Source organism: Paenibacillus sp. DCT19, assembly GCF_003268635.1.
In the GTDB taxonomy this organism is placed as follows: domain Bacteria; phylum Bacillota; class Bacilli; order Paenibacillales; family Paenibacillaceae; genus Paenibacillus.
Genome location: NZ_CP029639.1, coordinates 6,437,337 through 6,450,790 on the forward strand (window position 1 = coordinate 6,437,337; position 13,454 = coordinate 6,450,790).

Below are 13,454 nucleotides of genomic sequence, written 5' to 3' on the forward strand. Positions count from 1 at the left end.
ATTTTATACCTCAGATTGTCTCTGGGCTACATGCCATACGAAGTGAACGACTAATCAGAAAAGGTAACACCGATACGTGATTCTCTCCTTCAAACTCCGTAAATTTAATCGTCAAACCCGGATGATGCAGGCTAGATAGACGTTCCGTAAGACCTAAGGCTCTCCCGTTATTACCAGCAGGATGGATCTTTTCCTGTTCTCCTATGCCAATCCATACCTCAGCCTGAATCGGATCGGAATCCAAACGGGCAATAAATGCCTCTTCCTCCGTCTGTATTAGCTTCTGATTCCAATGCAGTGACGGACTGCCAGAGATATAATAACGAAAAGCTTCTGGCTTCGTCAGCAATGTATGTAGAACGAACAACCCGCCCAGAGAATGGCCAAAGATTGCTTGTCTGCTCCGATTAATTCGGTATTGCGCTTCTATTCTCGGTTTCAATTCGTCTTCAATAAACTGTAAAAACCGATCCGCGCCTCCCTGCGGCGGCAGAGGTGTACCATCCGGTTGATGCGTATACTCCGTAGTCGCCTCCGGGGTAAAATCAGCATATCGATGAGGCGAGAAAGTAGCCTCTGTTGGATAACCTATGCCTACAATAATAGCCGGGATGACTCCTGTCTTCTCTGGTCTACGACCCTGTAAACGAACGGCTTCTACCATCGTACCGAATACAGCATTTGCATCCAGCACATAGATGACCGGATACCCTGCCGCAGGGGCTTCTTCCACCGGCTCGTATACCATAATCTGATACGCATGACCTCCTGTGCTGGGGTTCATAATCCATTGTTCGGCGCGTGGAATCTTCACGACACTTCGTGCATTTTCTTGTTCAGGTATATCTAATTGGGGTTGCTTGGACTGAAACGTCATGATCGTTAATCCTCCTTACCAGCACCTCTACGGGAGCCACTTCAACTCTCTATTATTCTGCCAATGCCTTTAACGTATCATCAATTACACGTCGATATGCGATCAATCCACCGCCTAGCCAAGAGGCTGGTTCAACGGCGTACACATGTCCTGCTTTTACGGCAGGGATGCCTTTCCATACTGCGGTCTCCGTCATTTCTTTCATGCTGCCTGGGCCTTGCTCTACCGTGAAAATAAAATCTGCATCGATCTCAGGCAATATCTCGGTTGATACCATCGCGCTATTCTCCGTCTCTACCAATGCCGGCTTCCCTAAGCCAAGCTGCTCGTACACGACATAACCGCTGAAGTAGTTTCCGCCCATCAAGGTGATGCCACGCGGGGCAAACCGGATGATCGCTGCCTTTTTACCCTCTGCTACTTGAGCCAGTTTGGCTTTGGCTGATTCGACTTCTGCGTGATAGTCTTCAATCGCCTGTTTCGCCTCAGCGGATTTACCCAGCAGATCGCCGATGACCTCCAAGGACTTCTCTACATCACCCGAAGCGTTGCTAAATACATAGGTTGGTGCGATCTTGGAGTAGCTCTCGTACACACCATTCTCCGCATAATTCGCTGTATGCAAAATAATAAAGTCCGGGTTGAACGCCATTAATGCCTCAGGCGCAGGCAACCCACTGGAGAAGTCGAGCGTTGGAACATCGCTTAACTGATCCTGCAAATACACATGCCCCTGCGTGCCGCTCGCCCATTGTGCTACAGGTTTAACTCCCAGCGTGAGCAGGGAATCTTCCAGATAGGGTGCGAAGACTCGCTCTACATTAGCCGGGACAATGACATCATGGCCTAGCTCATCCTTTACTGTATGTTCACCCACTGCCTCCTGAGCCTGATCTTCCTCTACATTAGTGTCAGCGGATGCTGGTGCAGCCGCTTCTGTTGTTGGCTGCTCTTGCTGCGATTCCCCCACTTGCTCTGCACTCGAATCGGAACTACAAGCAGACAATAGACTCGTGATAAGCACTAATAAAACGAAGACAGGCACCCGTACATGACGCAGTTTACGAGCAACGGATTGCTGTCCTTTGGCTTGATTCTGTTGCAACATGATATATCCCCCTTGATAAACATTCTCATTTAGATAGTAGGATTATATGTCATGTCACTTGTGAATCACCATGGACAGTATCCAGATAACCATTTGGACAATATCCCGTAAACATAAGCAAGGCTTCGCTGAGCATACGCATCACGCCGACAGCAGAGTAGTCGAACCACGGATCACCTGCAATTAGGTGGATCTGATAATGCTGCGCTGCCTTGAGCTGTCGCCATAGAGACGAGTGCTGCAATCTGAGCCATGTTGCCCGTGATGCAGCTTCGGGGCACACCATCACGAGCATCCGGTCTGGATTCATCGCAGCGAGCTGCTCCAGTGTTATAGGTACATTAGCGCTCACATCCATCAGCAAATCCAGTTGTAGCGCATGATGAAATACCTCTTCTATACCCCGATTACTGTAGTGGTAGAGGTGCTGACCATACAATCGGAGTACGATTACTTTTTCCTGACCTACTTCCCTCTGTACATGTTCCCGCGCTTCTTGCACCCGTTGATGATATCCGTTGATCCATTGCTCTGCTTGCTCTTCCCGTTCCAAAAAAGCAGCAATCGTACGCAATTGTGTACGCCAATCCGATGGAAGCTTAGGCACGACACAGCATGGAGCGATCTTGGCTAACGTTGTCTTATCCTGCTCACTAATCTGGTCATTGCCAATAATAGCGTCAGGGCGAATATGCACCAGTTTCTCCACATTTGCTTCCATTCGCCAGCTTGTATATGGGTCTGTCAGTTTCAGATGGGACGAAATCTCTGTGCGATACACATTATAGTAATACGCTGTCCACTTCGAATCGATGGGCGCAGCAACAGGCATGACACCAAGCGCCAGAAGCTGCCCAATCATATTGGAGGAGTATGTGGCGATGCGTTTCTTCGTAGTTCTTGCATAATCCGATGGAGAAATGCCCACTTCTTTTTTGAATTTCCGGCTAAAATAATACTCGTCGCTATACCCCACCTTCAGTGCGATGTCGCGTAACTTATCTCCAGATTCCTTCAAATATCGCTTGGCATGATTAATGCGAAGATCGGTTAAGTACTCCATGGCACTCTGACCATAGGTTTTCTTGAATAAATCTACAAAGTATTTGGGACTGATGTTGGCTCTTGCGGCCAGATCAGCAATGGATAATGGTAAGTTATAATGTTGAGCCATATATGTCTTAACTTTAGCGATATCTGTCTTGGTGCTTCGGCTTGTCACTGCTCTTGATTCAGCTGGTGTTGGTTTAGCGGCATGTATTCCCTTATCGAATATCATGAGATGACTCCTTTCAGATAAATGAGAACCATTATCATTTAGGGTATCATATTATTTTTCTTAAGGTCAATCTATATCTGTGCAATTCGGATCGTTATCGTCGCAATGAAGGAATATAAACAAAAAAAGCTAACGTCGTGTTTAGACACGCGTTAGCTCGTTAGCTCTATTGCGGATTCATATAGGCTTGGTCTTAGCAATTCACCTAATTAACCAATCCCACTCCTAGTTTCTGCTCCGAAGTTTGCTGAGAAGACGGATAATCTCAATGTATAGCCACACCAGCGTGACCATTAGACCAAATGCTCCGTACCATTCCATATACTTGGGAGCTCCCTGCTCTGCCCCATGCTCAATAAAGTCAAAATCAAGCACCAAGTTTAGCGCGGCCACAATGACGATCACCACTGAAATGCCAATCCCGATTAGACTATTGTCATGCAAGTAAGGCACGGTAATTCCGAACAAACGCAGTACGAAGCTGAGAAGATACATAATCATAATACCGCCAGTTGCAGCAACAACGCCCAGCTTGAAGTTCTCCGTTGCCTTAATCAATCTTGTTTTGTAGGCCACTAACAATGCGACAAAAACAGCCATCGTTAACAGAGCCGCCTGCAACGTAATTCCGTTGTATAACGATTCATATGCCGCGGAGAACGCGCCGAGGAACATGCCTTCCGCAACGGCATAGATCGGTACAAGATAGGGAGCAGCTACTGGTTTGAACGAAATAATTAGCGCTAGAATAAAACCGACGATCAACCCACCGTAAGCCAGTGGAAGCACCTCTTGGCCGTTGAAAAACATCATCCACGTAGCAAATGCACTACCTAACAAAATGATCAACGTGATAAATGCCTTGTTAACTGTACCGTTAATCGTCATGAATTGCTGATACCGATCATCTCCATACCCTCTGTTGCCTTCAAATGTACTTTCTTTCAGTGTCGGATTACCACTACGACCGATCAAACCAATCACCTCTTCTATGTAATGTTGTTGCTCAAAAACGTAATACACTTCTATGATTTACTTTCTATAGGACTGCTGCTTATGCTGCTTCTGTTAAGCTTAATCTACCTTGGAGTTGGATGCTGGTTGGTTGCTGCACTACTAATAATTTTGCATAAATGTGCATCTCTTAGGATACGGTATGGCTTCTGCAATCCACGAGAGTCAGTAACATCTCGTTATCCCGGTCTTAACCACAGCCTTGTTCAGGAGAAACTTAGATACGGATGTAACCGTAAGATCACACCCGTGTCCGTAAATCACACCTGAGAAGGATAGTCCTCAACAGTGCGGTTTCACCCTACCTTACTTGTACAGCTTACTCGTACTCGTAAAACTTACTTGTATAACACTTTATCTACATTGTATTTCGCACGCATCGTGTTAATGATATACGTCTCGTAAATTTCACGATCCATCGGATCTTCAACCAGACATACTTCAATCTTCGTCACTTCTTCACGGTGATTCTTGATTGGGGATACAGTATCCTCAAAATGCTTCTTAATGCGTGGTCTTAATTTTCTCGCTTTTCCGACAAATAACAACTCTTCATCAGCATTGTAGAACATATAAATGCCACCTTGTTCACGCGTGATGAGATGAAAATCCGTAAATCCGTAAATATGGCTAAGCTGCGGATTAGCCTGCTTCGTGATGGTGACATCTGGTGTTGGCACAGTAATTTGAATCAATTGGCTCACTTCCTCATTATCTATAGGCTTACATCCTATCACATATTGTAAAAGGAGACTATTTCATTCTATTAAAAGTTGTTCAAAATCTAACCCATCTTATTGAACTTGCACTATTAGACGCACAATTCACGCTTTTTTCAACTATTACGACAAATATTTCAAAAAAAAGGTTAACTTCCCTGATTCAAAGTGGTACTATAGGGGTATGAGGAAGAAATTGGGCACTAAGACATACGTCTTTATATCTACTCACGTCTATTGTACCCTATGATTGGCACTCTTTTTCATACTGAATTCGTCATGTGGCCACATAAGAGTACAGTCGGTATTACACTTAGCCAACAGCTTATAGATTTATCATCTTTTCGACCCCTTGCAGCAAGCAAATGTAGCAAGTACTAGATTGACGAAAAATTATAGCAATGGATTCATGTAGAAAGCCTGCAATGATAGTCGTACGAACTAAATAGACACACGTAGAAGGACAAAAAGCTTTTGATCCTAGAGAGATTAGTCATGCCATGCAATCTTAGAACGTTATAGCAGCAGAACTATAGAAAAAACAGGATCTAGTTTTACCAGACAGCCCGGCAGAAGCCAGGGCTTTTTTATTTGTCTTTTGAATAATGCCTTTTGAACAACCTTTAATAGCTACTTAACCACCTGTGCTGCGAAACAAAGGTATCGTGGTTCTTTCCGGCGTATTTATAATATGGCAAGATAGCACATAGAGGGAGTGATGGGATGTATTCCGATCTACAATTGACGGACGACCGCCCTGTATATATACAAGTTAAGGATTATATGAAACGTCTCATACTCAAAGGCGGCCTACAGACAGATCAGAAGCTTCCTTCGACCCGAGAACTAAGCACGCTAATGCGTGTAAGCCGCAGCACCGTTCTGCTCGCATATGCCGAGCTTGAAGAGGAAGGATTAATCTATGCCGTCAAAGGCAAAGGGAATTACGTCAGCGCTGCTGTGGATACACCAGAGTCAGCTTCGGGTTGGACGCTGGATTGGAGCAATCATGTTAGCGACTATGCAATTCAGGCAGAGCAATACGATCTGATGAAGCATGGCTCCGGTGCCGAACGTGGAGAAATTTCGTTCACCAGCATTGCTCCAGATGAGAAGCTGTTCGATCTGCACAATGTGAAGAGGGCTTTCCTCGATCGGATGTCACTTGAAGGTGAAGTGCTCCTGAATTACGGATATGCTCAAGGATATCGCCCTCTTATGAAGTATCTTCGTCAATATATGGAGAACAAGGGTGTGGATCTGAGCGGCAAGGACATTCTCATTACAAACGGATTCACAGAAGGATTCGATCTTGTACTCGGAGCTCTTCGCAAAAAAAGCGGTAGAGCGTTATGTGAGAATCCCACCCACCACACGGCAATCAAAAACCTAAAGCTTCATAATTTTCACCTTACCGGCGTGGATATGGAACCAGATGGTCTTCATCTAGGACAATTGGAACAGGCACTGATGAAGCATTCTTATGATCTCGCTTATCTGGTGCCTTCCTACCATAACCCAACGGGCATCGTTACATCACCCGCCAAACGGGCTGAAATTATTCGTTTAATGAACCAATATCACGTTCCCATGATTGAAGATGGGTTCAATGAAGAGCTTCGCTACTCTGGCTCACACGTCTCTCCCCTCATCGCCAGTATGGGCAAGGGTAATGGACTGGTGTATCTGGGTAGCTTCTCCAAGGTGCTCTTTCCAGGACTACGCGTCGGTTGGGTCATCGCAGATGCTGCATTGATCGATTATCTGGAAAGTATGAAACGGGCTCGGAGCATTCATACCTCAACGCTGGATCAATCCTTGCTGTATCAATATCTGAGCAATGGGAATTTCGATAAATATCTGAAACGCGCTCGTGCCGAATATAAACGCAAATATGAGCTGGTTGTTCGCTGCTTGCGCCAGCATCTACCTATGTGCCGTATTTCCGGCGAAGGCGGTCTGCACTTATTTGTCCAGTTTCCAGCAGCGTTTCGAACAAGGGATCTGCTCGCAGCCTGCAAATTAAAAGGAGTCACCTTCACACCTGGAGATACCTTCTACCTCGAACCCGGACAGGGACAGAACACGATGCGTCTAGGCTTCTCCAGAGTGAGCGATGATAATATACGCAAAGGCATTCGGATCATAGGTGAGACGGCAAGAACGATGCAGTGATGCACGGTTGAATGTAGTTGTTAAAATTCCATGGAATGGAGAGGATTACGCATGAAGGTTGGCGTCATCATGGGTGGGACATCTTCGGAGCGGGACATTTCTCTGCTTACCGGACAGGAGATGATCACGCATCTGGATCCACAGAAATATGAGGTTGTCCCCGTTGTCATCAATAATAAGCGAGATTTAATTGAAAAGTCCGTAGGACTGGATATCGCGTTACTCGCTCTACATGGCAAATACGGTGAGGATGGTACCATTCAAGGTACACTCGATTCACTGGGTATTCCCTATACAGGCTGTGGTGTGCTCGCAAGTAGTGTCTGCATGGATAAGGATATCTCCAAGCGAGTTATGCAGCAAGCCGGTGTGCCCACGGTAGAATGGCTGCAGATCAGTGATCTAGCAGAGCTATCCTCCACAACCGTGGCGCAGCTATCCTATCCTGTGGTCGTGAAGCCTAACTCAGGTGGCTCCAGCATTGGTACGCAGATTGTACGTGAACCTAGTGCACTTCGTGAAGCTACTGAGGCAGCACTTGCTTGGGATGATACGGTGATGATTGAGCAATATATTGAGGGTGAAGAGATTACATGTGCAATACTGGACGGCATCATGCTGCCTGTCATCTCAATCCGGTCGAGTGGAACGTTCTTCGACTATTCCTCCAAGTACGATGACGGCGGCGCCGAGGAACGAATCGTTCAATTGCCTGCCGATATTCATAAACATGTGGAGGCTGCTGCATTAACCTGTTATCGCGTGTTAAAATGCAGCGTCTATGCACGTGTAGACATGATTATCCGAGACGGCATGCCTTATGTGCTTGAGGTGAACACACTTCCTGGGCTCACTCGAAATAGTCTGCTGCCTAAAAGTGCAGACGCTGCCGGTATCTCTTTTGCCAAGCTACTCGATTCCATTATTGAACTCTCTCTGCAACAACGCCATAGGGAGGCGAAGAAAGGATGAGTACAGAGGTTACAATACGGCACAGCTCTTCGGATGATCTTCCAGATTTGGTCACTCTCATGGATCAGCTTGGGTATCCAACAACGTATGCAGATATGCTAGAGCGCTATACCTACCTTGCTTCAGATCCTAGTTATACGACACTGGTGGCGGAGTTACACGGGCGAGCAGTAGGTATGATCGGATTGCAGACATTCTATATGTATGAGCAAAGTGGTCGCCATTGTCGCATTGCAGCTCTGGTCATTCATAAGCAATATAGAGGCTCCGGTATCGGCCGACAACTCATTCAAGCTGCGGAACATTGGGCATCTGCTCAGGGTATCGAAACAGTTTCTCTGAACAGCGGCAATCGACCAGAGCGCCAGATTGCTCATGCATTTTATGCACAGATGGGTTATACGGCTGGGAGCACTGGGTTTAGCAAAAGGCTTCCATTGTTACAACACACGTGAATGTATCGTTCATAGTTATAGATGTTGGAAAAAAGACCTTCTCCAATCTGCATTGGAAAAGGTCTTTTCTTCATCAACTTATGGACGAACGATGTAAATCCAGCCCGTTTCTTTCTCCTTGTCGACTGTCGCTCCAAGAGATTCAGCTACAAAGCGCAGTGGAACATAGGTTGTGCCGTTTTTGTTCACATAAGCCGGGTGCGTTAGTGTGACTTCCTCACCCGCGACCGTAGCTTTGTTGGAGCCTATCGTCAGCACAATTTCGTCACCTGTAATATCGTCAATAACAACGATTTTATCCGAGCCTTTTGTCCATTTCACCTCAGAGTCCAATTGCTCAGACAGATAACGAAGCGGGACAAACGTTGTATTTTTCTCAGTCACCACACCAAAGTACTCATCATCTGGTGCCAACATCACATGTTTACTCGTGATGCCTACTTCATCTTTTAACAACTGATACATCACAGAATTTGGATCGAAATTACGTAGCATGGTACCTGGAGTGATCTCTGTTGTCATAATATCCAGTACGCCCGCAGATGTATCTACTGCATCCACAGTTACCTCGCCGCCAATATTCCACTGCTCACTGTCTCCTGATACGGTCACAGATTGGAGCGGCAGATCTTGGGATGCTGGCAACGCTACCTTCATCTCAAAAGTCTGTTTACGAATGTCGAGTTTGCTGTCCAGGAAAAAGTCGAGTACCAGCTTGGTGTCTGTACCAAACACGGTTTTCAGCTCAGGTGTCTCGGTCAACAGCTTATCCAGCTCCTGATCGTAACTCACCAGAATCTCATCCAGACCTGTCTTCACCATCGCGTACATGGATGCAACAGCAACTTCCTTGGACTCAGGAATCATTGCATTCAAGTCAACGCCATCGGTAGGCTCCGTTAGATTAACGTTTGCGAGAATCGGTACAACTACATCATACAGATCACCAATCAGGTCTTTCAGTCCTTGCTCATCCTTCGCTATACTTTCCAAGAACGGCTTCACCATCGCAAGCAATTCTTCACCGGTAATCTCCATGTGCAATTTCGAGAGACTTAGCGTCTCACCGTTTACGGATTCCTGCACTGGTGTTACCGAGATGTTTTTCGGATTAGACAGATGCTTCATTACAAAAGAAAGCAATTTAGGCGAAAGCTCTTCGATCTGCTTCTCAAGCGCCTTCGTGTCGATCATGAGCAGGTCATCCTGCCCCTCAAGTGAGTCCAGAGATATGTAAAGAGGCTTCTGAGCTCCTTCCATATCAATCACCATTTCCTTCTCATTCATGGAGAGATGGAAAGGCAGCTTCTTCCCTTGAAAACCAACTGCACCTTCAATGGATGCAGTGCTTGCATCTTTTACTTTTGCATCACTAATATCTAGAGAAATAGAGTTAATAAGCTCAATCATTTCAAGGTCTTTGGCAGTTGCCAGCTCCGTTGCTGGTTCAATGTTAATTTTCAGTGATTGTTTGGATTCAACGGACTTCACCGTTGTGCTCTGAGCCATTGCTTTGCCAATATCAACCCCGCCTACAGCCTGACATCCCGTAAGCGCAACCATCATTAAAACAAGCGGCACGGCGATCCATTTAGCTAACCTTCGATTCTTAATATGATCTCCTCCTTCGAATAATACGGTTCACTTCTATTATGAAGGCTATAGGTAATTGTTGTAAACCAGATTAACAAAAAAATGCCAAAAAGACCGGAAACAGTTCCGATCTTCGTCACAATGCTATATGTCAGATAAGCTCTTCACTTATGCTCCAGAGTTCTCATCACTATTGCTATTCTGTTCCTCATCTTCCGTAGTTACAGGCGTCTCGAATTGATCCGGTTCATCGTCTTGAATGGCTTTGTTCTCTTCATTCTCAGCGTTCTGGTTCTGTTCTTGAGTCATATCCTATTCCCTCTCTTCTACCGGATTTTTAGATTAAGGCGTAAGCCTTATTTCTATCAATAACCCGAATATCGGCGGGTCAAACAGGTTACAGCTTCGCACCTAGAAAATATAAAAGACTATTCCGTTTCCGCTCCCAGCCGTCGCTTGGTATAATGCCTGAACCTCATCCAAGGTCTGAATGATCTCTTGAAATGTCGCCTCTTCATCCCAGCCTTCCATCACAGGATAGACGTCTTTATCCATCATGTCCTGTAAGCTAAAACGTGCCTTCAATTCATCGCGATCCAGTTGCTCCATCGCCATGTAAGCCTCCAATACCTGTTCGTTCGTAAGCAGAAACAGATCCATATCCGAGTAGTTCCCCAGATATTGCTCACCTGCGAGCGGCACCACGTAACCGAGAGGTCGCTCACCTTCTGCCATTTTCCCTGTCAACGTGAACTGCAGCATCTGCCACACTTTATCAATATCGAGATCAACGGGACAATCGTGTACACTGACTTCTCCCGACTTGATGGATTCAACTAACTCGTCGGTAACCACAACATATCTGCCGGACATTCCCATAGTCTTATCCCTCCTGAACGATGATTGCTCTTGTCCAACATTAACCTCGGTTCAGATACAATATTCAACTCAGCCGTATAATTTTTCATAAGGGGCATCCAAGGGTATAACGTTATCAATGAATAGATAAGCGAATAAAGCATGTTTGTATCGTTAGGAAAATGCTCAATTTAGGTATGAAGGAGGATGACGAGCAAATGAAAAAGTTCGATTACGATCTGAATTACAAGGAGCTTGACCTGCGCAAGCAACCTGAACTGTATACCGTAGGACGCGGAGAGCAAGGTGTACTCATGGTTGAACCATACAAAAGCGAAATCCTTCCGCATTGGCGGTTCAAAACACCAGAGATTGCAACTGAATCCTCACAGAAGATCTATGAGCTGTTTTTGGAATATAAAAAACAAGGAGATTTTGTGGGGATGGACATGGCGCGCAAATTCCTCCAGATGGGATACACGCGTGCCAGAAGGTATACCAACCATAAAGGAGGCCGTAAATACTCAAAAGAGGATGGCTCCATTCTGCCGTATCAGAACGACAAGGTAAAAGCAGAGGCCGCAGCTATTTTCAAAGCACAATGGGAGATTGCCAAGTCTGATCCCGATTATGTGCAAATGAAGAAGGAGCACCGGGAAAACTACGAACAAGCCGACGAGTAGCCACCTGTCCCTATGTGGTCTGTGATGCACTAACATGCCGTGGATTCATATTGAGTCTAACGAAGATGGGGCGTACAATGGGTCATAACAATATAGAATGAAATCAACAAGTAGCGAACTGACGTAGCAGACAATGTACAGTTTCTCAAGCTTGCCTCATTCTTGGAAACAGGTGATGGAATGATCGTATGGATTGTCGGTATCGCCGGAATCATCCTTCAAATTCTCTGTGCTGCCGCGTCTGGCACTGGTCTAGTTGTGGGATTTATATTTTTTCTGATCGGCTTCGGTGGCATGAAACGTGAAAATCAAACAGCGATCAAGCTATGGCTGAGTAAAGATACGATGATGATTATGGGTACTATGCTGGTGGTACTTATTTTCTTCCTCATTGCGTACTGGAATGTGAGATTGATGGGTGACACGTTGTTCCCAGGTCTGTTGGGATCACCGGTGCGAGATATTTCAGGCAAACAACTGCTTATCGCAGGCATTGCAAGTGCTTGCTGGACACTCCTTATGCTGTACTGGCTGTTACCCACCGTATTCGATTTCAAAGGACTGGGTCTCAAACCGCAGTTGGCCGCATTAAGCGCGTCTGCGCTTAGCATCCTACTTGCAGCCTTGCATACGGATTAATGGGTTTAGTTGGTTTGTACATGAATTTGCAGTTAACATACTTATATGAAAAAGGCGCTGTTCGTGAGAAGTACTTTCGCAGACAGCGCCTTTTTACCGTATTTACATGTTTCGTCTCAATGGAACCAACTACGTCTGAGCCTGGAACTTACTGCTTTTGTTACGAGGACGAAGCATGTTACCTGCGATCTGTAGTATCTGTCTACGCGGTATGAGCCGAACGAATTGAGCAACCCAGTAATTTCTACTTCCTGGTACTGCATAAGATTTGCCCGATTTCAGCGCCTTCATTGCAACCTGCACCACATGCTGGGGTGTATCCCGTTTCCCAACGGAGGCTTCTTCTGCACCCACGATATCAAAGAAGGAGGTATCCGTCGAGCCAGGACACAACGCCAAAAACTGAACGCCACGCTTCCGATTTTCTTCGTACAATGCCTCTGTAAAAGATAGAACAAAAGCTTTTGTTGCCCCATACACGGCCATATACGGATCAGGCTGGAACGCAGCCGTGGAAGCAACATTAATAACTGTCCCTCTCCGATTCTGCAACATAGCTGGTAAGAAGAGATGGGTCATGTTGGTTACCGCCAACACATTCAACATGATTTCCTCCTGTTGCCGCATATTATCTAGCTCCTCAAAGAGTCCGTGTGTAGCAAATCCAGCATTGTTAATTAACATGTTGATCTGAAGACCACGACGCTGACATTCCTCATATATTTGCTGTGGTGCTTCTGCTTGGGATAGATCGGCTACAATAACTTCTGCCTTGACCTGATATGTACGTTTAATTCGTGCTGCGAGGTTATCTAACTTCGATACAGATCTAGCTACGAGGACAACATTCATCCCTTTCGATGCCATATCAATCGCAAAAACCTCTCCAATTCCTGATGAAGCACCTGTAATAAGAGCCCATTGCGGCTGTTCCTTTTTCATGAATTTAACCATCCTTCGCAAATGATATAAACTACGTTTTCTATTGGAAACAGTGTTTCCTAATGAAATCATTGTATCTTCGGAGGGCTGACCTTGTCAACTCATCTCCAATCCAATTGACGTTATCTTGCGTTAAACAG

At 45.7% G+C, this 13,454-nt stretch carries 14 protein-coding genes; 5 read left to right on the forward strand and 9 right to left on the reverse strand.

Annotated elements, in window-relative coordinates:
• Positions 1–10: 10 nt before the first annotated feature.
• The 5 genes from DMB88_RS29125 to DMB88_RS29145 form a co-directional block, all read right to left on the reverse strand.
• Positions 11–877 carry an alpha/beta hydrolase gene (locus DMB88_RS29125; RefSeq protein ID WP_128104090.1) on the reverse strand — a complete coding sequence of 289 codons (867 nt, stop codon included), beginning with the start codon at positions 875–877 and terminating at the stop codon, positions 11–13.
• 52 nt (positions 878–929) lie between these two features.
• On the reverse strand, positions 930–1,985 hold the full coding sequence (locus tag DMB88_RS29130; RefSeq protein WP_128104091.1) for an ABC transporter substrate-binding protein: 1,056 nt from the start codon (positions 1,983–1,985) through the stop codon (positions 930–932).
• A gap of 49 nt (positions 1,986–2,034) precedes the next feature.
• Entirely contained in the window at positions 2,035–3,264 is a 1,230-nt protein-coding gene (locus DMB88_RS29135; RefSeq protein WP_128104092.1) for an ABC transporter substrate-binding protein, read from the reverse strand.
• A gap of 225 nt (positions 3,265–3,489) precedes the next feature.
• Complete coding sequence (locus DMB88_RS29140) at positions 3,490–4,239, reverse strand: Bax inhibitor-1/YccA family protein (RefSeq protein ID WP_128104093.1); 750 nt, start codon at positions 4,237–4,239, stop codon at positions 3,490–3,492.
• Positions 4,240–4,616: 377 nt separating this feature from the next.
• Positions 4,617–4,973 (reverse strand): nucleotide excision repair endonuclease, encoded by a 357-nt coding sequence (locus DMB88_RS29145; RefSeq protein ID WP_128104094.1) that lies wholly within the window; start codon positions 4,971–4,973, stop codon positions 4,617–4,619.
• A gap of 747 nt (positions 4,974–5,720) precedes the next feature.
• On the opposite strand from DMB88_RS29145, the gene DMB88_RS29150 reads away from it, so the two are divergent.
• Genes DMB88_RS29150 through DMB88_RS29160 form a run of 3 tightly spaced genes read left to right on the forward strand, consistent with a single transcriptional unit; the run spans position 5,721 to position 8,599 of the window.
• Positions 5,721–7,172, forward strand: coding sequence for a MocR-like pyridoxine biosynthesis transcription factor PdxR (locus DMB88_RS29150; RefSeq protein ID WP_128104095.1), 1,452 nt, complete (start codon positions 5,721–5,723; stop codon positions 7,170–7,172).
• Between the two features lie 51 nt (positions 7,173–7,223).
• Entirely contained in the window at positions 7,224–8,144 is a 921-nt protein-coding gene (locus tag DMB88_RS29155) for a D-alanine--D-alanine ligase (protein ID WP_128104096.1), read from the forward strand.
• Positions 8,141–8,599, forward strand: coding sequence for a GNAT family N-acetyltransferase (locus DMB88_RS29160; protein WP_128104097.1), 459 nt, complete (start codon positions 8,141–8,143; stop codon positions 8,597–8,599). Before DMB88_RS29155 ends, DMB88_RS29160 begins: the two co-directional genes overlap by 4 nt.
• A 78-nt stretch (positions 8,600–8,677) precedes the next feature.
• On the opposite strand, the gene DMB88_RS29165 is transcribed toward DMB88_RS29160, so the two are convergent.
• The 3 genes from DMB88_RS29165 to DMB88_RS29170 form a co-directional block, all read right to left on the reverse strand.
• Complete coding sequence (locus DMB88_RS29165) at positions 8,678–10,180, reverse strand: copper amine oxidase N-terminal domain-containing protein (protein ID WP_128104098.1); 1,503 nt, start codon at positions 10,178–10,180, stop codon at positions 8,678–8,680.
• A 180-nt stretch (positions 10,181–10,360) separates the two neighbouring features.
• Positions 10,361–10,501, reverse strand: a complete 141-nt coding sequence (locus DMB88_RS30400) for a hypothetical protein (protein ID WP_164848820.1) — start codon at positions 10,499–10,501, stop codon at positions 10,361–10,363.
• 102 nt (positions 10,502–10,603) lie between these two features.
• The gene (locus DMB88_RS29170) at positions 10,604–11,071 is read right to left on the reverse strand and encodes a YfbM family protein (protein ID WP_128104099.1); all 468 of its coding nucleotides are present in this window, start codon (positions 11,069–11,071) and stop codon (positions 10,604–10,606) included.
• 197 nt (positions 11,072–11,268) lie between these two features.
• Between DMB88_RS29170 and DMB88_RS29175 the strand changes: the two genes are divergently transcribed.
• Both DMB88_RS29175 and DMB88_RS29180 read left to right on the forward strand, forming a co-directional pair.
• A complete protein-coding gene (locus DMB88_RS29175; RefSeq protein WP_128104100.1) occupies positions 11,269–11,733 on the forward strand; it encodes a DUF4385 domain-containing protein in 465 nt (154 codons plus the stop codon).
• Between the two features lie 180 nt (positions 11,734–11,913).
• Entirely contained in the window at positions 11,914–12,372 is a 459-nt protein-coding gene (locus tag DMB88_RS29180) for a hypothetical protein (RefSeq protein ID WP_128104101.1), read from the forward strand.
• A 129-nt stretch (positions 12,373–12,501) separates the two neighbouring features.
• On the opposite strand, the gene DMB88_RS29185 is transcribed toward DMB88_RS29180, so the two are convergent.
• Entirely contained in the window at positions 12,502–13,314 is an 813-nt protein-coding gene (locus DMB88_RS29185) for an SDR family NAD(P)-dependent oxidoreductase (RefSeq protein WP_128104102.1), read from the reverse strand.
• Positions 13,315–13,454: the final 140 nt, after the last annotated feature.